Origin of the sequence: Pseudomonas sp. DWRC2-2 (assembly GCF_049897885.1) — a bacterium.
Lineage (GTDB): Bacteria > Pseudomonadota > Gammaproteobacteria > Pseudomonadales > Pseudomonadaceae > Aquipseudomonas > Aquipseudomonas azotoformans_A.
The window spans coordinates 23,852-43,100 of record NZ_JAFCXD010000003.1; the positions used below are offsets into that span (position 1 = coordinate 23,852).

Sequence of the window (19,249 nt, forward strand, 5' to 3'; positions counted from 1 at the left end):
CGCAAGGCCCCGGAAATCGGGGGCCAGGAGAGAATTGCATCAGTCGGATGGAAGGTTGGGGGTAGGGATTGCCCTACACGGATGGCGGGGACAGAACAGTGCTGCAGCGCGATGCGCCAGCCATGGGTTCAGCATGGCTCCAAGGGTGTCGCAAACAGGTATGTCGTTAGAGCAGCTTGTGCTCCATGGCGTACTTCACCAACTCCGCGAGGGACGTGATATTGAGCTTTTGCATCAGCCGCGCCTTGTGGGTGCTGATGGTCTTGCTGCTCAGTGCCAGCTGTTGCGCAATGTCGTTGACGTTGGCGCCCTGGGCCAGGCGCTCGAACACCGAGAACTCGCGCTCCGACAGTAATGAATGCAGCGGGCGCGTATCGGTGAGGCCCACTTCGAAGACCATCCGGTCGGCCAGGTCCGGGTCGATGTAACGCCCACCTGCCGCCACCTTGCGAATCGCCGTGAGCAACAGCGCCGGGTCGCTGTCCTTGGTGGCGTAACCGGCGGCACCGACCTTCAAGGCGCGGGCGGCCATTTGCGCCTCGTCGTGCATCGACAGCACCAGGATGGCCGGCGGATTGCTCAGCGCACGGATCCGCGCAATCGCTTCCAGGCCGTTGACGCCGGGCATCGAAATGTCCAGCAACACCACCTCGCAGGCCACGTGGCGCAAGGTTTCCAGCAATTGCTCGCCATTGCTGGCCTCCCCCACCACCAACAGGTCTTTGGCCAGGCCGATCAATTGCTTGATGCCTTCACGAACGATGGTGTGGTCTTCGGCTACCAGTACGCGGATCACAGGGACTTCCTCTTGGTGTTATGCATCCAATGGCACCGTGACACTCAGGGTGGTGCCCTCCCCCAACTCGCTGTCCAGGCTCAACTGCCCACCCATGATCAGCACGCGCTCGCGCATGCCCACCAGGCCAAACGACACTGGGCGGCCCTGGGCCTGGACGAAACCGGCGCCATCGTCGCTGATGGTCAGGCGCAAATCCGTGCCCTCCAGGGCCAGGGTCAGTTCCACAGTATGTGCCTGGGCATGGCGCATCACATTGGTCAGCGCCTCCTGCAGGATGCGGAACAAGCCAACGGCCTTGGCATCGCTGAGGGTCGGCAGGTTATCCGGAACCTGCACCAAACAGGGAATTTGCGTGCGCGCTTCAAAGCGCCGCGCCTGCCATTCAATGGCCGAAGCGATGCCCGCATCCAGAATCGGCGGGCGCAGTGCCGTCGCCACGTCCCGCACCAACTGGAACAGCTGGGCGATCAAGCGTTTCATGCTGTTCAAGCGTTCATGCAAACCGGGATCCAACTGCGCATAGGCCAGCTCGCACATGGAGGTTTCGAGCTTGAGCACGGTGAGCATTTGGCCGAGTTCGTCGTGCACTTCACGGGCGATACGGGCCTTTTCTTCTTCGCGTACGGTTTCCAGGTGGGCGGACAGCTCGCGAAGTTGCGCTTCGCTTTGCAGCAACGCGGCCAACGTCCGCCTAAGCTCGCTGACATCGTTGAGGTAGACCACCAAATATTCGGCTTCAGCAAAACGCAGGAAGCTCAACGACACGTTAGTCGGCAGGACGCTGCCGTCAGCGCGCAAACAGTCGGTGGCGAAGTTCTGCGGTCCTTCTTCGCTGGCCCGCGCGCGCTTCCAGAGGTTGAGCCAACGGTCCATGTCCAGGCTCGGGTCAAGGTCGGCCAGCGGTCGCTCGATCAGCGCACCGGGGCCGTAGCCGAGCATGCTTTCGGCCGCGTGGTTGGCGTAGCGCACATGGCTGTCCCAGTTGACCCAGAGGATGCCGACGGTGCTCTGGTCGATGGAAAACTGTGTCAGCCTTAGGGCCTCGGCACCGGCGGCGCGGGCGGCGCTTTCTTCCCGTGCGGCCAACAAGCCGTGTTCCAGCACCCGTTGCTGGCGGCGTTGCCAGAACACCGCGGCGAGGCTGGCGAGCAGCAACAGGCTCAGCAATAGACTGAGGTTTTGCCACAGGCCAGGGGATTCCGTCAGCCGTGGGTATTTGGGTTGCAGCCAGCGGTTGTGCAGTTGGTCGAGGTCGCGTGCAGGAATCGCACGCAAGGCACTTTCCATGATCCCTGCCAGTTCCGGCCATTCCCGCCGCGTAGCCACCCGCAGCAATTGCGGCAGGCCAATATCGCCCACCACCGCCAGCCCGGCGAACTCCGCCTCACCGGACAAACGGCTCAATTGCGCTTCGTCCACCACCGCATAACGCGCTTGCTGGCTCACCAATAATTGCAGAGCCTGGCGCTCCATCGGCACGCCTTGCAGGTTGAGGCCGGGATAGGTGCTGCGCAGGTAATCAGCCACGGCGCTGGGCATGCGCACAGCGACGCGGGATTGTTCATCGAGTTTCTCCAGCTCCACGGCACCGCCGCCCTCGCGGATGCCGACGATGTGTTGCGGCACACGCATATAAGGATCGGTGAACAACCACAGGCGCAAACCCGCCGGGGTTTGTTGCAGGCCCGGGGCGATGTCTACTTCGCCCTCACGCACGGCGGCTTCCAGTTGTTCCTGATTGGGGAAATTGCGCCAGGTCAGCTCGATATTCAGCGCCTTGGCCAGCCATTGCATCAACTCGACATTCGCCCCGGACAGCCGCTGCAAACGCCGATCGTATTGCGCGTAGGGCGCCTGCAACACAAGGCCCACCCGCAGCTCCGGGTGCTGGGCCAGCCATTCGCGTTGCTGCGCATTGAGTTGTGCCTGGGGCGCGACGGGCGCAGGGGCGGCATTTGCCATCAAGGCAAGGCACAAACAGCCGATAACCAGCAGACAGCGAAAACCCATGATCCACGTCTCACATCACTGACAAATACTGACCAACCCATTAGGCTGCTGGAATCACTTCTGGCCGGGAATTTACGATGCCCTTTCTTCACCGTTCAGCATTGCCAGCATTGTGCCTGTCGCTGCTTTTTACCAGCGCCTTTTCTGTACAGGCCGCTGACGCACCCGCACCTGCCACGGAAAAACCGGTCGAGCGCCAGCCCTTGTCCGAGCGCAGCCAGGCAGAAGCCAGCGCCCTCGAACGCAAGATCCCGCAACAAGAACAGCAGCAATTGCAGGCCGGCAGCGATTCATTTCTCGCCCTCTGGAAACCCGCCAACAGCGCCGAGCCTGAAGGCGTGGTGATTATCGTCCCCGGCGCCGGCGAAAATGCTGACTGGCCGCAAGCAATCAGCCCGCTGCGACACAAATTGCCGGACGCCAACTGGGGCAGCCTCAGCCTATCGTTACCGGATGTAAGCGTGGATACGTTGCCACCGCGTGTGATGGAGGCGCCCAAGGCGACTGTCGACACCAGCAGCAAGGAAGCGAGCACCGCTGACAAACCCATCGAGCAGGCCGCCAGCGCCGAAGCCGAAGGCACCGACCCGGCGGTGGTGCCGGGTGCCGATGAGCAGGACAAGACCGACGCCTCGCGCATCTTCGACCGCATCGACGCCGCCGTGGCCTTCGCCCAGACCCAGAGCGCACGCAGCGTGGTGCTACTCGGCCATGGCACCGGTGCCTGGTGGGCCGCACGTTATTTGAGCGAGAAACAACCGTCCCAAGTGCAGAAGTTTGTGATGGTGGGCGCGCAGACGCCCAACGGACGGCATCCAGATGTGCAGCAACTGGCCCCCGCCCTGAAGTTGCCGACCGCCGATGTCTTCTATCAGGACAACGCCCAATCACGCAAAAACGCCCTGGCCCGCGCCCAGGCAGCCAAGCGTTTAAAGAATGACGGTTACAAGCAGGTGTCGTTGAAAGCCTTGCCCGGCAACAGTGCTGCCGAGCAGGAGCAGTTATATCGCAGGGTTCGCGGCTGGTTGAGCCCACAGGCCAACGCCGACTGAAACCTACCGGAAGTCCCGGCGCTCGCGAATCAACGTATAGGCAGTGTGCAATTCGCGAGTGCGCTCGGTGGCCTCACGCACTTGCGCGGGGCTGGCGCCGGTGCCGGCGATCTTGTCCGGGTGATGGCGACTGAGCAGGCGACGATAAGCCCGCTTGATCACAGATGGCTCGGTGGTAGCCGTCACCCCCAGCAAGCGCAACGCGTCCTGATAAGTGGGGCCACGACTGACCAGCGGCTTGCGCTCCGGTGTGTAGTCGGCCGCCAGCGCCTGCAACTGTTGCGGCGTCCACCCCAGCCATTTGCCCCATTGGTCGATCAGGTCACGTTCGGCGTCATCCGCCTTGCCGTCCGCCCAGACCATGCGCCAGCACGCGCGCAATACGCCCTCCGCCGCGTGGGGTTGAGCCTTGAGCACGCGCAGGTAACTGCGAACGCGGTCGGAACCGGACTTGCCGCGATTGAACGCCGCAATCGCGCGGCGCTGGGCCGAGTCGGTCATATCGAGCGAGCGCATCTCCTGACGCGCCTGCTGGATATGCCCATCCACCACCCGGCCATTGCTCTTGGCCAAACGCCCCAGCAACACGAACAACAGCTCGTCATTGCGCAACGCCGAGCGCCCACCCAGGCGCTCGCGCAACTGCGCCCAACTGTGCAGTTGCAGGCGACGGTCCAACGCCTGCCCCAACAGTGCCCCCAACATGGCCCCCGGAATACTGGCAATGGCAAAGCCAGCCCCGGCGCCGATCAGCGTCCCTGGCCACAGCATGTTACTGCCCCGCTGTCAGCAGGGTTTCGACCTGCGCCAGGCGCTCCAGCGTGCCGACATCAATCCAGCGTCCCGCCATGTGTTCCCCCGTTACCAGGCCTTTGGCCATGGCCGCCCGCAGCAGCGGCGCCAGCTTGAAGGCACCCGCGCTGCAACCCGCGAACAGCTTGGGGTCGAGCACTGAAATGCCACTGAAGGTCAGGTTATCGGCACCGGGCGCTGCATCATGAAGCAAACCTTGATCAAGGTAGAAATCACCGCCCGAAGGATGATGGGCCGGGTTATCGACCATCACCAGATGGGCCAGGCCGTTGAGCGACTGCTTGAGCTGAGTGAAGTCGTAGTCAGTCCAGATATCGCCATTGACCACCAGGAAAGGTTCATCCCCCAGCAACGGCAACGCCTGGAAAATCCCACCGCCGGTTTCCAACGGCTCACCTTCAGGGGAGTAACAGATACGCAGGCCAAATTGCGCCCCATCCCCCAGGTAGCTTTCAATCTGCTGGCCGAGCCAGGCATGGTTGATCACGATTTCGGTGAAGCCGGCCTTGGCCAGCGCCTCCAGGTGATACTCGATCAGGCGCTTGCCGCCGGCCTGTACCAGCGGTTTGGGGGTGTGCAAGGTCAACGGACGCATCCGCTCGCCCTTGCCGGCCGCCAGGATCATCGCCTTCATACACTCGCCTCGGCGGGTTGGCGCAGGCTGGCCAGCAGTTCACCCAACTCGCTCAACTCGGGACGATCTGCCAGCACCGCTTCTATATAAGCAAAGAAGCGCGGCACGTCGGCCAGGTAGCGAGGCTTGCCGTCACGATGGCAAATGCGCGCGAAGATACCGATGACCTTGAGGTGGCGCTGCACACCCATCAGGTCACTGGCGCGCAGGAAATCATCGAAATCCGCCTGCACCTGAATGCCCAGTTGCCCCGCACGCTCCCAATACCCGCGCTGCCAGTCCCGCACGCGGGCCTTGGGCCAGCTGAGGAAGGCGTCCTTGAACAGGCAGGTGATGTCGTAGGTGACTGGCCCGTAGACCGCATCCTGGAAATCCAGCACGCCGGGGTTAGGCTCGCTGATCATCAGGTTGCGCGGCATATAGTCGCGGTGCACCAAGACTTTCGGCTGCGCCAGGGCGCTGTCGATCAGGTGATCACTGACCCGCTGCCAAAGCGCTTGTTGTTGCGTATCCAGTTCGATACCCAGGTGACGGCGCACGTACCACTCCGGAAACAATTCCAGCTCGCGGCGCAGCAAGGCGACGTCATAGCTGGGCAGCGGTGCGTCCATCGGCAATTGCTGGAAGGCCAACAAGGCGTCGATGGCATCGGCAAACAATGCATCGGCGTTTTTGTCGTCAATCACGTCCAGATAGGTTTTTCTGCCCAGGTCATTGAGCAAAAGAAAGCCACGCGGCAAATCTTCTGCATAAATTTTTGGAACATTTATTCCTGACTTTGCCAGCAAATGTGCGATATCGACGAAAGGTTTGCAGTTTTCCTGGGGGGGTGGGGCGTCCATGACCACGAAGGTCCGGCCACCGCCTTCCCAACGGAAGTAGCGCCTGAAACTCGCGTCGCTGCTGGCCGCGGTCAATGTGGCCGGGGGTACGGCACCCCAGCCTTGAGCATTGAAAAGGATCGGCAATTGCTCATCCAGCCAGACTTCCAGCTGTTGTAAACGTAGATCTTGCTCGGGCATTACAAGGGTCTCCGACGGCGCTAGCCGTCAAGCGGGGCATGCTTTATTATCACGCATCTTTTTCAGACCATCGAGAGGCGTGCGGCCCAAACCGCGGGCAGATGGCACGCAGGAAGCCCGGACTAATAAGATGGCATTGAAATCCCCCGCGTTTCGTAGAAAATTTCCGTTGCTGGTAACCGGCAGTCTGCTGGCCTTGCAACCCTTCGCCACCTCATTCGTGGTCGCCGCGGAACAGTATGACTGCTCAGTCTCTGCTTCGGGTGCCTGGGATTGCGCGCCGAAAACCGCCGCAGCCCCGCTACCACCACGCCCGGTGCATGATGGCGCTGCCATCAGCTCCGCCAACAGCACGGCGCAGGCCGATGCTGGCGGCAAAGCCGAGGCCGAGCCCAAGACCGCACTGGTCACCGAATCCAAGGGCCGTGGCCTGCGCTCGCGCAGCGCCGACTACAGCCACCTGGACTGGGTCCCACGCGAGAAGCTGACCGCAGCGCAGCTGGCCGAAACCGGCCCGTACTGCGGCGGTGCGTACATCGAGCCGATTCGTCCTGGCATGAACGACAAGACGAACAAGAGCGATGCGCCCACCTTCATCGGCGCCAAGGCTTCGCGTTACGAGCAGGAACAACAAGTCGCCACCCTGGCCGGTGACGTCGTCATGCGCCAGGGCAGCATGCAGTTGGAATCTGAAGAAGCCAGCCTGTACCAGGCCGAGAACCGTGGCGAGCTGAACGGCAAGGTCCGTCTGCGCGACAACGGTGCACTGATCGTCGGCGACCATGCCGAAGTGCAACTCGATACCGGCGCGGCCCAGATCGACAACGCCGAATACGTGCTGCACAAATCGCGTATCCGCGGTAACGCGCTGTACGCCAAGCGTGCTGAAAACGCGATCATCCGTCTCAAGGACGGTACGTACACCACCTGCGAGCCAGACAGCAACGCCTGGCAGCTCAGGGGCAACAACATCACGTTGAACCCAGCCACCGGTTTCGGTACGGCCACCAACGCGACGTTGCGGATCAAGAACATCCCGATCCTGTACACCCCTTACATCTATTTCCCGATCGACGACCGTCGTCAATCCGGCTTCCTGCCGCCAAGCTTCAGCACCGGCAGCGAAACCGGCTTCACCCTGGTGACGCCGTACTACTTCAACCTGGCGCCCAACTACGACGCCACGTTGTACCCGCAATACATGACCAAGCGCGGCATGATGATGGAAGGCGAATTCCGCTACCTCACCAAGTCCAGCGAAGGCCAGTTCGGCGGCGCGTACCTGAACGACGACAACGACGAGCGCAAGCGTCAGACCGACTACGAAAAAACCCGCTACATGCTCAATTGGCAGCACAAGGGCGGGTTGGATTCGCGTGTCCTGACCCAGGTCGACTACACCACGATCAGCGATCCTTACTACTTCCAGGACCTCAAGTCCTACCAGGAAGGTGTAGAGAGCCGCGACTACGTCAACCAGCAGGGTTCCGTGACTTATCGCGGCGACAGCTTCCAGGCTCGCTTGAACCTGCAGGCCTACCAGCTGGCAACGATTTCCCAGGTCACGCCGTATGACCGCCTGCCGCAGATCACCTTCAACGGTACGCTGCCGTACCATCCGGGTGGCCTGAACTTCAGCTACGAGACCGAAGCCGTGCGCTTCGACCGCGACTTGGAAAATGGCAACTTCACCAATGAAAACGGTGACATCGAGCGTCGCCTGGACACTTACGTCCGCGGCCTGACCCGTGCCAACGGTACTCGCCTGAACGTAGCGCCAGCCGTCGAATACCCGATGAACTGGACCTACGGCTTTGTGACGCCGAAGCTCAAGTACGTGTACACCAAGTACGACCTGGATCTGGACAACATCGGCAAGAATCAGATCCTTGCTGATCAAGCCGCTGCAACTCCGACCAACCCTTACGCGGGCGGCTCGTTCAAGAGTTCCCAGGACCGTGCGGTTCCGGTGGCAAGCGTCGACAGCGGCCTGTACTTCGACCGCAACACCAACTGGTTCGGCAAGGATTATCGCCAGACCCTTGAACCGCGTGCGTTCTACCTGTACGTGCCGAACAAGGACCAGGCTGATATCCCGGTGTTCGACACCAGCGAGTACTCGTTCAGCTACGCTTCGCTGTTCCGCGACAACCGCTTCAGCGGCTCTGACCGTATCGGCGACGAGAACAAGCTGTCCCTGGGCTTGACCAGCCGCTGGATCGAAGAAAACGGCTTCGAGCGTCAGCGCGTATCCGTCGGCCAGGCGCTGTACTTCAAGGATCGTGAAGTTCAACTGCCGGGTATCCTGGCGGCTGACCGTGCCGACGCACAGTCTGATGTTTCGCCGGTTGCCCTGGACTACGAGTTCCGCTTCAACCGCGACTGGCGCGCCACTGCCGACTACAACTGGGACACCGAGGAACACAGCCCTCGTTCCGGCAGCGCGATGCTTCACTACCAGCCGGAAGACAACCCGAACAAGATCATCAACGTCGGTTATCGCTATCGTAACGACCAGGTCGTCTACAACCAGTTGACCGGCAAATGGCAGTTCGGTGGCGACTACGGCCAGCCAGGCGATGCGAATTTCGTGAAGGATTACTACAAAATCCAACAACACGACTTCTCGATGATGTGGCCGATCATTCCCCAGTGGAACCTGATCACCCGCTGGCAGTATGACTACGCCCGCAACCGAACCCTGGAAGCCTTCGGTGGTTTCGAGTACGACAACTGCTGCTGGAAACTGCGCGTCATCAACCGTTACTGGGTTTCCAACGACGAATACAGCCAGATCGCCCCGCTTAACGAAAAGGGTGACCACGGGCTCTTCTTCCAGATCGTCCTCAAAGGACTCGGCGGCCTGACCGGCGCCAAGGTAGAGAGCTTCCTCGACAAAGGCATTGAAGGTTATCGTGAACGTGAAAACCAAGCTTTCTGATTGTCTGCGCCCGCTAGTGCTGGGCGCACTGTTCCTGGGCACCGCATCGGCACACGCTGCGGTTCAAGAACTGGATAAGGTAGTGGCCATCGTCGATAACGACGTGATCATGCAGAGCCAACTGGACCAGCGCGTCAAGGAAGTCCAGCAAACCATCGCCAAACGTGGCGGTGGCGTGCCACCGACCAGCGTCCTGGACCAGCAGGTGCTGGAGCGCCTGATCGTCGAGAACCTGCAACTGCAGATCGGCGATCGTTCCGGCATCCGTATTTCGGACGAAGAACTGAACCAGGCCGTGGGCACCATTGCCCAGCGCAACAACATGAGCATCGACCAGTTCCGTGCTGCCCTGGCCCACGACGGTTTGTCCTATGAGGACGCCCGTGACCAGATCCGCCGTGAAATGATCATCAGCCGAGTGCGTCAGCGCCGTGTGGCCGAGCGGGTTCAGGTGTCCGAGCAGGAAGTGAAGAACTTCCTGGCGTCGGACCTGGGCAAGATGCAGCTTTCCGAAGAACTGCACCTGGCCAACATCCTGATCCCGACGCCGGACAGCGCCAACTCCGAGCAGCTCAATGCAGCAGCCGCCAAAACCCAGGCTATCTATGATCGCTTGAAGGCCGGTGCCGATTTCGCCCAAATGGCGATCGCCCAGTCTGGCAGCGACAACGCACTGGAAGGCGGCGACATGGGCTGGCGTAAAGCGGCTCAATTGCCTCCTCCGTTCGACCGCGAGCTGAGTGCAATGGAAGTGGGTGGCATCACCCAACCTGCGCGTACACCGGGTGGTTTCATCATCCTGAAGCTCCTGGAAAAACGCGGCGGCGAAACATCGCTCAAGGATGAGGTGCACGTTCGCCACATCCTGGTCAAACCAAGCGAAATCCGCACCGAAGCCCAAACCAAGGAACTGGCCCAGAAGATCTATGACCGCATTCAGAGCGGTGAAGACTTCGCCACCCTGGCCAAGAGCTTCTCGGAAGACCCGGGTTCGGCCCTCAACGGCGGCGACCTGAACTGGATCGATCCGAAAGCCCTGGTGCCGGAGTTCCAGCAGGTGATGGCCGATACCCCGCAGGGCGTATTGTCCAAGCCGTTCAAGACCCAATATGGCTGGCATGTGCTGGAAGTCCTTGGCCGTCGCGCCACCGACAACACCAACCAGGCCCGCGAGCAACAAGCGCTGAACGTATTGCGTAACCGCAAATACGACGAAGAGCTGCAAACCTGGTTGCGTCAGATCCGCGACGAAGCCTATGTTGAGAACAAGCTGCCAGGCGCCCCAACAGGCACCGACCAGGCAGTTCAGTGAAACCCCAGCGTTTCGCGGTGACACCCGGCGAGCCGGCCGGCATTGGTCCTGACCTGTGCCTGCTGCTCGCCTCGCAACCCCAGCCACACCCCCTGATTGCCATTACCAGCCGCGACTTGCTCCTTGAGCGGGCCGCGCAGCTGGGTGTGGCTGTCACACTGCTGGACACGGCCCCTGGCAACTGGCCCGACCTGCCCGCCCCTGCTGGCAGCCTGTATGTGTGGGATACCCCGCTGCCGGCCAAGGTGGTCGCTGGGCAACTGAACAAAGCCAACGCAGCGTTCGTGCTGGAAACCCTGACTCGCGCCGGGAAAGGCTGCATCGATGGCGACTTCGCCGGCATGATCACTGCGCCGGTGCATAAGGGCGTGATCAACGAATCCGGTATCGCCTTTTCCGGCCACACCGAATTCCTCGCCGAGCTGACCCACACCGAACAAGTCGTGATGATGCTGGCCACACGCGGCCTACGGGTCGCCTTGGTGACCACGCACCTGCCGCTGCGCGAGATTGCCGATGCCATTACCGCGGAGCGGGTGGAACGCGTCACGCGGATCCTGCACGGCGACTTGCAACAAAAATTCGGCATCGCCCAACCGCGCATCCTGGTCTGCGGGCTCAACCCGCACGCCGGCGAAGGCGGCCACTTGGGCCATGAAGAAATCGACATCATCGAACCCACCCTGGAGCGTCTGCGCCAAGAAGGCATGGACCTGCGCGGCCCGTTGCCTGCGGACACTCTGTTTACCCCCAAATATCTGGAGCACTGCGATGCAGTGCTGGCGATGTACCATGACCAGGGGCTGCCGGTGCTTAAATACAAAGGCTTCGGCGCCGCAGTCAACGTGACACTGGGCCTGCCGATCATCCGCACCTCCGTCGACCATGGCACCGCCCTGGACCTGGCGGGCAGCGGCAAGATCGATACCGGCAGCCTGCACGTGGCCCTGGAAACCGCCTATCAGATGGCCGAGACCCGCATATGACTGAGCATTACCAACACCGGGCGCGCAAGCGCTTCGGGCAAAACTTCCTGCACGACGCTGGCGTGATCGACCGCATCCTGCGCTCCATCCATGCCAAGCCTGAAGATCGCCTGCTGGAAATCGGCCCGGGCCAGGGCGCGCTGACCCAAGGCCTGCTGGCCAGCGGCGGCCAACTGGACGTGGTGGAGCTGGACAAGGACCTGATCCCGATCCTCAACCAACAGTTCGCCGGCATGCCCAACTTCAACCTGCATCAGGGTGATGCGCTGAAGTTCGACTTCAACACCCTCAACGCTGCGCCGAACAGCCTGCGTGTGGTGGGTAACCTGCCGTACAACATCTCTACGCCGCTGATTTTCCACCTGCTGAACAACGCAGGCATCATCCGCGACATGCACTTCATGCTGCAAAAGGAAGTGGTAGAACGCCTGGCTGCTGGCCCTGGTGGTGGTGATTGGGGCCGTCTGTCGATCATGGTTCAGTACCACTGCCGCGTCGAACACCTGTTCAACGTGGGCCCTGGTGCGTTCAACCCGCCGCCAAAGGTCGACTCGGCCATCGTGCGCCTGGTGCCCCACGCCGTGTTGCCACATCCGGCCAAGGACCACAAATTGCTGGAGCGCGTGGTGCGCGAAGCGTTCAACCAACGCCGCAAGACCCTGCGCAACACGCTCAAGGCCCTGCTGAGCAACGCCGAGATCGAAGCCGCCGGCGTCGATGGCAGCTTGCGTCCTGAGCAACTCGACCTGGCCGCCTTCGTGCGCCTGGCCGACCAGTTGGCCATTCAGCCTGCGCCAACCGCAGACTGACAGCGCCGGGCAAGGCCAGACACATGTCTGGCCTAGTGCCCTCCTCTTGGCCTAGACTGACCCGCATCTGCTGTCCTCCGCTTTTAAGGCCTCTTGCATGTCCGATCCTCGCTACCAGATCGACGTCAGCGTCGTCACCCGCTTCCTGGCGGACCAATCCCAACCTGAACACAACCGCTTCGCCTTTGCCTACACCATCACGGTGAAAAACAACGGGCTGGTGCCGGCCAAGCTGCTGTCGCGCCACTGGGTGATCACCGACGGTGACGGTCAGGTCGAAGAAGTTCGCGGGGCTGGCGTGGTGGGTCAGCAACCGTTGATCGACAGTGGCGCCAGCCATACCTACAGCAGCGGCACGGTAATGACCTCCAAAGTCGGCACCATGCAAGGCTCGTATCAAATGAAAGCCACCGATGGCCAACTGTTCGACGCCATCATCAAGCCCTTCCGCCTCGCCGTGCCGGGAGCCCTGCACTGATGGCGACGTATGCGGTCGGCGACCTGCAAGGCTGCCTGGAACCCCTGAAGTGCCTGCTTGAACGCGTGGCCTTCGACCCGGCCAAAGATCGCCTGTGGCTGGTGGGTGACCTGGTCAATCGCGGCCCGCAATCCCTGGAAACGCTGCGCTATTTATATAGCCTGCGCGACTCTTTGGTCTGCGTATTGGGCAACCACGACCTGCACCTGCTGGCTGCCGGCAATAACATCGAGCGCCTGAAAAAGGGCGACACCCTGCGGGAAATTCTCGAAGCGCCGGATCGCGCCGAACTGCTCGACTGGTTGCGCCGGCAAAAAATCCTGCATTACGACCAAGCCCGCAACATGGCCTTGGTCCATGCGGGCATCCCGCCCCAGTGGACACTGAAGAAAGCCCTCAAGTGCGCCGCTGAAGTCGAAAGCGCCCTGGCCGATGACAACCTCTATACCGCCTACCTCGACGGCATGTACGGCAACGAGCCGGTTAAGTGGGACAATGACCTCAGCGGCGTCACGCGCCTGCGGGTCATCACCAACTACTTCACGCGCATGCGCTTCTGCACCGCCGAGGGCAAGCTCGACCTCAAGAGCAAGGAAGGCGCGGACACCGCGTTGCCGGGCTACAAGCCGTGGTTCGCTCACAAAGAGCGCAAGACCCGTGACACCCAGATCATTTTCGGCCATTGGGCAGCCCTTGAGGGCAAGTGCAATGAGCCCGGCGTATTCGCCCTCGACACCGGTTGCGTGTGGGGCGGCGCCATGACCCTGATGAACATCGACACCGGCGAGCGTTATAGCTGCCAGTGCGAATCCCCTCTTCCCGTTACACTGCCGGCTACTGCCAAGCCATAGGAGCCCGCCATGAGCGAATTCAAACGTATCCCCCCCGAACAAGCCCAGGCCCTGCGCGAGCAAGGCGCGGTGGTGGTCGATATCCGTGACCAACCGACCTACGCAGCCGCCCACATCACCGGCGCCCAGCACCTGGACAACGTCAACATCGCCGATTTCATCCGTGCCGCCGACCTCGATGCGCCGGTGATCGTGGCCTGTTACCACGGCAATTCCAGCCAGAGCGCAGCAGCCTATCTGATCAGCCAGGGCTTCTCCGACGTCTATAGCCTGGACGGCGGCTTTGAACTGTGGCGTACGACTTATCCTGCGGAAATTTCTTCAGGCAATTCGCAATAATTTTTTTCACACCCCGCTACCCCGCGTGACGCTTGGGCTCGCGCCGTTTCTGACGAACGGCGCAGCCAAACTAATTGCGCATCGCGCCTTGACCTCTCCGATTCCGAACTATCCTTAAGCGCAGGCCATCCGAATCAGGGGAGAGCCGGTACACCGGCGTGCGGGTCATCGGTAGCGTTTCAGGGTGTTCTGGGGGGAAAACGGCCATTGGCGTGTGCCAATGTCTGCCAGCATCGACTGATTGATCCGGCGTCGGCTCCACGTATCGAGCGAGGTGACGACGTCATGAGTATATTCAGCCACTTCCAACAACGCTTCGCGTCCACACAGCAGGAAGAACTCACGCTGCAAGAGTATCTCGAGCTGTGCAAACAGGATCGCAGCACCTACGCGTCTGCCGCCGAACGCCTGCTGCTGGCAATTGGCGAGCCGGAGCTGATAGACACCTCGAACAATTCGCGCCTGTCGCGAATATTTTCCAACAAGGTGATCCGCCGCTATCCGGCCTTTGAAGACTTCCACGGGATGGAAGAATGCATCGACCAGATCGTCTCCTACTTCCGCCATGCCGCCCAAGGCCTGGAAGAGAAGAAACAGATCCTCTACCTGCTTGGCCCCGTCGGCGGTGGTAAATCGTCCCTGGCCGAGAAGCTCAAACAACTGATCGAGAAGGTGCCCTTCTACGCCATCAAGGGCTCGCCGGTCTTCGAGTCGCCCCTGGGCCTGTTTAACGCCACGGAAGATGGCGCGATCCTCGAAGAAGACTTCGGTATCCCACGCCGCTACCTCAACACCATCATGTCGCCCTGGGCCACCAAGCGCCTGGCCGAGTTCGGCGGTGACATCAGCCAATTCCGTGTGGTGAAACTCTACCCGTCCATCCTCAACCAGATCGGCGTGGCCAAGACCGAGCCTGGCGACGAGAACAACCAGGACATCTCGGCGCTGGTGGGCAAGGTCGATATCCGCAAACTGGAAGAGTTCCCACAGAACGACGCCGACGCCTACAGCTATTCGGGCGCGCTGTGCCGGGCTAACCAGGGCCTGATGGAGTTCGTGGAGATGTTCAAGGCACCGATCAAGGTGCTGCACCCACTGCTTACCGCGACCCAGGAAGGTAACTACAACAGTACCGAAGGCCTGGGGGCGATTCCGTTCACCGGGATCCTGCTGGCGCACTCCAACGAGTCGGAGTGGCACACCTTCCGCAACAACAAGAACAACGAAGCCTTCATCGACCGGATCTACATCGTCAAGGTGCCGTACTGCCTGCGGGTCAGTGATGAAATCAAGATCTACGATAAATTGCTGTTCAACAGTTCGCTGGCCAAAGCCCATTGCGCACCCGACACCCTGAAGATGCTTGCCCAATTCACTGTGCTGTCGCGCCTCAAGGAACCGGAGAACTCGAACATCTATTCGAAGATGCGCGTGTACGACGGCGAAAACCTCAAGGACACCGACCCCAAGGCCAAGTCGATCCAGGAATATCGCGACACCGCCGGTGTGGATGAGGGCATGAACGGCCTGTCGACGCGCTTCGCATTCAAGATCCTGTCCAAGGTCTTCAACTTCGACCCTCACGAAATTGCCGCCAACCCGGTGCACCTGCTCTACGTGCTGGAACAGCAGATCGAACAGGAACAATTCCAGGCCGAGACCCGCGAACGCTACCTGCGTTTCCTCAAGGAATACCTGGCACCGCGCTACATCGAGTTCATAGGCAAGGAAATCCAGACGGCGTACTTGGAGTCCTACAGCGAATACGGCCAGAACATTTTCGACCGCTACGTGCTGTACGCCGACTTCTGGATCCAGGACCAGGAATACCGCGACCCGGAAACCGGCGAGATTCTCAACCGCGTGGCCCTCAACGAGGAACTCGAAAAAATCGAGAAACCGGCCGGTATCAGCAATCCGAAGGATTTCCGCAACGAAATCGTCAACTTCGTGCTGCGCGCTCGTGCCAACAACAATGGCAAAAACCCGACCTGGCTCAGCTACGAGAAACTGCGGGTGGTCATCGAGAAGAAAATGTTCTCCAACACCGAGGATCTGCTGCCGGTCATCAGCTTCAACGCCAAGGCCAGCAAGGAGGATCAGCAAAAACACAACGACTTCGTCACACGCATGGTCGAGCGCGGCTACACCGACAAACAGGTACGGCTGCTCTCCGAGTGGTATCTGCGGGTTCGCAAATCGCAGTAAGGCAGCGACAGGCGTGAACTGCCAGGCCACTGGCCTGGCAGCTGACCGCTTGTCTCTAAGCTTCCAGCTCGCGGCTTGAAGCTTGTAACGTGAAGCTGCCCGGAGGGCTCCCCATGAGCTATGTGATCGACCGACGCCTCAATGGCAAGAACAAGAGCACGGTAAACCGCCAGCGTTTCCTGCGGCGTTACCGTGACCACATCAAAAAGGCCGTCGAAGAGGCCGTCAGCCGCCGCTCCATCACGGACATGGAGCATGGCGAACAAATCAGCATTCCAGGGCGGGACATTGACGAACCGGTGCTGCACCACGGCCGGGGCGGCAAACAGACCGTCGTTCATCCCGGCAATAAGGAATTCACCACCGGCGAACATATCCAGCGCCCCCAAGGCGGTGGCGGCGGTAAAGGGCCGGGCAAGGCGGGCAATTCCGGCGAAGGCATGGATGAGTTCGTGTTCCAGATCACCCAGGAAGAATTCCTCGAGTTCATGTTCGAAGACCTGGAACTGCCCAACCTGGTCAAACGCAACCTGACCGGCACCGACACCTTCAAGACGGTGCGCGCAGGGATCAGCAACGAGGGCAACCCGTCCCGTATCAACATCATCCGCACCCTACGCTCGGCCCATGCCCGGCGTATCGCCCTATCGGGCAGCAGCCGCGCAAAATTGAAGGAGGCCAAGGAAGAGTTGGCGCGCCTGAAGCGCGAAGAACCAGACAACTTCGGCGATATCCAGCAAATCGAGGCGGAAATCGAGAAACTCAGCGCGCGCATCCACCGCGTGCCGTTTCTCGACACCTTTGACTTGAAGTACAACTTGCTGGTCAAACAACCCAACCCCAGCTCCAAGGCGGTGATGTTCTGCCTGATGGACGTGTCGGGCTCCATGACCCAAGCCACCAAGGACATCGCCAAGCGCTTCTTCATCCTGCTGTACCTGTTTCTCAAGCGGAACTACGACAAGATCGACGTCGTGTTCATCCGCCATCACACCAGCGCCCGGGAGGTCGACGAAGAGGAATTCTTCTATTCACGGGAAACTGGCGGCACCATCGTTTCCAGCGCCTTGAAGCTGATGCAGGAGATCATGGCCGAGCGCTACCCGGCCAACGAGTGGAACATCTACGCCGCCCAAGCCTCCGACGGCGACAACTGGAACGACGACTCCCCGATCTGCCGCGACATCCTGATCAACCAGATCATGCCGTTCGTGCAGTACTACACTTACGTTGAAATCACCCCCCGTGAGCACCAGGCCCTGTGGTTCGAATACGAGCGCATCGGCGAAGCCTTTGCCGACACGTTCGCCCAGCAGCAACTGGTCTCGGCCGGCGATATCTACCCGGTCTTCCGTGAACTCTTCCAGCGCAGGTTAGTGACATGACCGCCAAAAAAGAGCAAAGACGCCAACCGATCTCCACGGGTTCCGAGTGGACCTTTGAACTGATCCAGGCCTATGACCGGGAAATCAGCCGCATAGCGGCGGGTTACGCCCTGGACACCTACCCCAACCAGATCGAAGTGATCACCGCCGAACAGATGATGGATGCCTACGCTTCGGTAGGCATGCCGCTGGGTTATCACCATTGGTCCTACGGCAAACACTTCCTCAGCACCGAGAAGTCCTACACCCGCGGCCAGATGGGCCTGGCCTACGAGATCGTGATCAACTCCGACCCGTGCATCGCCTACCTGATGGAAGAGAACACCATCTGCATGCAGGCACTGGTGGTGGCGCATGCCTGCTATGGGCATAACAGCTTCTTCAAGGGTAACTACCTGTTCCGCACCTGGACCGACGCCAGTTCGATCATCGATTACCTGGTGTTCGCCAAGCAGTACATCATGCAATGCGAGGAGCGCCACGGCATCGATGCGGTGGAGGACCTGCTCGATTCCTGCCATGCGCTGATGAACTACGGCGTCGACCGCTACAAACGCCCGTATCCGATCTCCGCCGAGGAAGAACGCCTGCGCCAGAAGGAGCGCGAGGAGCACCTGCAGAAACAGATCAACGACCTGTGGCGCACCATTCCGAAAAAAGCCGGAAAGAACAGCGACAAAGACAATGCGCGCTTCCCCGCCGAACCGCAGGAGAACATCCTCTATTTCCTGGAAAAACACGCACCGCTGCTGGAACCCTGGCAGCGGGAAATCGTGCGTATCGTGCGCAAGATCGCCCAATACTTTTATCCACAGCGCCAGACCCAGGTGATGAACGAAGGCTGGGCCACGTTCTGGCACTACACGCTGATGAACGACCTGTACGACGAAGGCCTGGTCACCGACGGCTTCATGATGGAGTTCCTCACCTCCCACACCAGCGTGGTATTCCAGCCCGGCTTCGACAGCCCTTACTACAATGGCATCAACCCCTACGCCCTAGGCTTTGCCATGTACCGCGATATCCGGCGCATGTGTGAACACCCCACCGAGGAAGACCGCCGCTGGTTCCCGGAAATCGCCGGCAGTGATTGGTTGTCCACCATCAAGTTCGCCATGAGCAGCTTCAAGGATGAGAGTTTTATCCTGCAGTACCTGTCACCGCAGGTCATTAGGGACCTGAAACTGTTCAGCATCCTGGATGACGACCTCAAGGATGACTTGGTGGTGCCGGCCATCCACGACGAACCCGGCTACCGCACCATCCGCGAAACCCTGGCGGCGCAGTACAACCTGGGTAACCGCGAGCCCAACGTGCAGATCTACAGCATCGATGTGCGCGGCGACCGCTCGCTGACCTTGCGTCACCAACAGCACGACCGCAAACCCCTGGGCGAATCCACCGAGGAAGTGCTCAAGCACCTGCACCGGTTGTGGGGCTTCGATATTCATTTGGAAACCCTGCAGGGCGACCAGGTGATGAAAACCCATCACGTGCCTCCGCGCACCGATCACAACGACAACGACTACGGCCGGCTGGACCTGGCCGTCGTTCATCTCTGAAACAGCAAAGCCTCCATTGGCCAGGCACAGGCGGTATCCTGTGCCCCT

The 19,249-nt window shown here is 60.6% G+C and carries 16 protein-coding genes; 11 read left to right on the forward strand and 5 right to left on the reverse strand.

Going from position 1 to position 19,249, the window contains the following annotated elements; genetic code table 11:
• Nucleotides 1-166 precede the first annotated feature (166 nt).
• Entirely contained in the window at nt 167-796 is a 630-nt protein-coding gene (locus ACP7EW_RS15390) for a response regulator (protein ID WP_426218135.1), read from the reverse strand.
• Between the two features lie 18 nt (nt 797-814).
• Nucleotides 815-2,809 (reverse strand): histidine kinase, encoded by a 1,995-nt coding sequence (locus ACP7EW_RS15395; protein WP_426218137.1) that lies wholly within the window; start codon nt 2,807-2,809, stop codon nt 815-817.
• A 77-nt stretch (nt 2,810-2,886) separates the two neighbouring features.
• Here ACP7EW_RS15395 and ACP7EW_RS15400 point away from each other — a divergent pair, with 77 nt between their 5' ends.
• The gene (locus ACP7EW_RS15400; RefSeq protein ID WP_426218139.1) at nt 2,887-3,861 is read left to right on the forward strand and encodes an alpha/beta hydrolase family protein; all 975 of its coding nucleotides are present in this window, start codon (nt 2,887-2,889) and stop codon (nt 3,859-3,861) included.
• A 3-nt stretch (nt 3,862-3,864) separates the two neighbouring features.
• Here the strand turns inward: ACP7EW_RS15400 and ACP7EW_RS15405 are convergent, their stop codons facing one another.
• Genes ACP7EW_RS15405 through ACP7EW_RS15415 form a run of 3 tightly spaced genes read right to left on the reverse strand, consistent with a single transcriptional unit; the run spans nt 3,865 to nt 6,330 of the window.
• Nucleotides 3,865-4,632: a TerB family tellurite resistance protein gene (locus ACP7EW_RS15405; RefSeq protein WP_426218141.1), complete on the reverse strand. Its 768-nt coding sequence runs from the start codon at nt 4,630-4,632 to the stop codon at nt 3,865-3,867.
• Nucleotide 4,633: 1 nt separating this feature from the next.
• Nucleotides 4,634-5,308: an N-acetylmuramate alpha-1-phosphate uridylyltransferase MurU gene (murU, locus tag ACP7EW_RS15410; RefSeq protein ID WP_426218144.1), complete on the reverse strand. Its 675-nt coding sequence runs from the start codon at nt 5,306-5,308 to the stop codon at nt 4,634-4,636.
• Nucleotides 5,305-6,330 (reverse strand): aminoglycoside phosphotransferase family protein, encoded by a 1,026-nt coding sequence (locus ACP7EW_RS15415; RefSeq protein WP_426218146.1) that lies wholly within the window; start codon nt 6,328-6,330, stop codon nt 5,305-5,307. Before ACP7EW_RS15415 ends, murU begins: the two co-directional genes overlap by 4 nt.
• 130 nt (nt 6,331-6,460) lie before the next feature.
• Between ACP7EW_RS15415 and ACP7EW_RS15420 the strand changes: the two genes are divergently transcribed.
• The 10 genes from ACP7EW_RS15420 to ACP7EW_RS15465 all read left to right on the forward strand — a co-directional run bounded on the left by ACP7EW_RS15420 (nt 6,461) and on the right by ACP7EW_RS15465 (nt 19,201).
• On the forward strand, nt 6,461-9,271 hold the full coding sequence (locus ACP7EW_RS15420; protein ID WP_269132165.1) for an LPS-assembly protein LptD: 2,811 nt from the start codon (nt 6,461-6,463) through the stop codon (nt 9,269-9,271).
• A complete protein-coding gene (locus ACP7EW_RS15425; protein WP_426218148.1) occupies nt 9,246-10,583 on the forward strand; it encodes a peptidylprolyl isomerase in 1,338 nt (445 codons plus the stop codon). The genes ACP7EW_RS15420 and ACP7EW_RS15425 overlap by 26 nt, the downstream gene beginning before the upstream one ends.
• Entirely contained in the window at nt 10,580-11,569 is a 990-nt protein-coding gene (gene pdxA, locus ACP7EW_RS15430) for a 4-hydroxythreonine-4-phosphate dehydrogenase PdxA (RefSeq protein WP_426218150.1), read from the forward strand. The genes ACP7EW_RS15425 and pdxA overlap by 4 nt, the downstream gene beginning before the upstream one ends.
• The gene (gene rsmA / locus ACP7EW_RS15435) at nt 11,566-12,378 is read left to right on the forward strand and encodes a 16S rRNA (adenine(1518)-N(6)/adenine(1519)-N(6))-dimethyltransferase RsmA (RefSeq protein ID WP_033898116.1); all 813 of its coding nucleotides are present in this window, start codon (nt 11,566-11,568) and stop codon (nt 12,376-12,378) included. Before pdxA ends, rsmA begins: the two co-directional genes overlap by 4 nt.
• Before the next feature lie 97 nt (nt 12,379-12,475).
• On the forward strand, nt 12,476-12,856 hold the full coding sequence (apaG, locus tag ACP7EW_RS15440; RefSeq protein ID WP_003194726.1) for a Co2+/Mg2+ efflux protein ApaG: 381 nt from the start codon (nt 12,476-12,478) through the stop codon (nt 12,854-12,856).
• On the forward strand, nt 12,856-13,707 hold the full coding sequence (locus tag ACP7EW_RS15445; protein WP_426218153.1) for a symmetrical bis(5'-nucleosyl)-tetraphosphatase: 852 nt from the start codon (nt 12,856-12,858) through the stop codon (nt 13,705-13,707). Before apaG ends, ACP7EW_RS15445 begins: the two co-directional genes overlap by 1 nt.
• Nucleotides 13,708-13,716: 9 nt before the next feature.
• Complete coding sequence (glpE, locus tag ACP7EW_RS15450; protein ID WP_033898114.1) at nt 13,717-14,046, forward strand: thiosulfate sulfurtransferase GlpE; 330 nt, start codon at nt 13,717-13,719, stop codon at nt 14,044-14,046.
• A gap of 285 nt (nt 14,047-14,331) precedes the next feature.
• Complete coding sequence (locus ACP7EW_RS15455) at nt 14,332-16,254, forward strand: PrkA family serine protein kinase (protein ID WP_016977873.1); 1,923 nt, start codon at nt 14,332-14,334, stop codon at nt 16,252-16,254.
• 113 nt (nt 16,255-16,367) lie between these two features.
• Nucleotides 16,368-17,639 (forward strand): YeaH/YhbH family protein, encoded by a 1,272-nt coding sequence (locus ACP7EW_RS15460; protein ID WP_017138057.1) that lies wholly within the window; start codon nt 16,368-16,370, stop codon nt 17,637-17,639.
• On the forward strand, nt 17,636-19,201 hold the full coding sequence (locus tag ACP7EW_RS15465) for a SpoVR family protein (protein WP_033898111.1): 1,566 nt from the start codon (nt 17,636-17,638) through the stop codon (nt 19,199-19,201). The genes ACP7EW_RS15460 and ACP7EW_RS15465 overlap by 4 nt, the downstream gene beginning before the upstream one ends.
• The last annotated feature ends 48 nt before the right edge of the window (nt 19,202-19,249 follow it).

What these genes read in the sequence shown, in the direction of transcription:
- ACP7EW_RS15395 (WP_426218137.1), bottom strand. Translation starts at nt 2,809, where the DNA reads ATGGGTTTTCGCTGTCTGCTGGTTATCGGCTGTTTGTGCCTTGCCTTG.
- ACP7EW_RS15460 (WP_017138057.1), top strand. Translation starts at nt 16,368, where the DNA reads ATGAGCTATGTGATCGACCGACGCCTCAATGGCAAGAACAAGAGCACG.
- ACP7EW_RS15400 (WP_426218139.1), top strand. Translation starts at nt 2,887, where the DNA reads ATGCCCTTTCTTCACCGTTCAGCATTGCCAGCATTGTGCCTGTCGCTG.
- ACP7EW_RS15415 (WP_426218146.1), bottom strand. Translation starts at nt 6,330, where the DNA reads ATGCCCGAGCAAGATCTACGTTTACAACAGCTGGAAGTCTGGCTGGAT.
- ACP7EW_RS15405 (WP_426218141.1), bottom strand. Translation starts at nt 4,632, where the DNA reads ATGCTGTGGCCAGGGACGCTGATCGGCGCCGGGGCTGGCTTTGCCATT.
- murU (WP_426218144.1), bottom strand. Translation starts at nt 5,308, where the DNA reads ATGAAGGCGATGATCCTGGCGGCCGGCAAGGGCGAGCGGATGCGTCCG.
- glpE (WP_033898114.1), top strand. Translation starts at nt 13,717, where the DNA reads ATGAGCGAATTCAAACGTATCCCCCCCGAACAAGCCCAGGCCCTGCGC.
- rsmA (WP_033898116.1), top strand. Translation starts at nt 11,566, where the DNA reads ATGACTGAGCATTACCAACACCGGGCGCGCAAGCGCTTCGGGCAAAAC.
- ACP7EW_RS15455 (WP_016977873.1), top strand. Translation starts at nt 14,332, where the DNA reads ATGAGTATATTCAGCCACTTCCAACAACGCTTCGCGTCCACACAGCAG.
- ACP7EW_RS15465 (WP_033898111.1), top strand. Translation starts at nt 17,636, where the DNA reads ATGACCGCCAAAAAAGAGCAAAGACGCCAACCGATCTCCACGGGTTCC.
- ACP7EW_RS15445 (WP_426218153.1), top strand. Translation starts at nt 12,856, where the DNA reads ATGGCGACGTATGCGGTCGGCGACCTGCAAGGCTGCCTGGAACCCCTG.
- ACP7EW_RS15420 (WP_269132165.1), top strand. Translation starts at nt 6,461, where the DNA reads ATGGCATTGAAATCCCCCGCGTTTCGTAGAAAATTTCCGTTGCTGGTA.
- apaG (WP_003194726.1), top strand. Translation starts at nt 12,476, where the DNA reads ATGTCCGATCCTCGCTACCAGATCGACGTCAGCGTCGTCACCCGCTTC.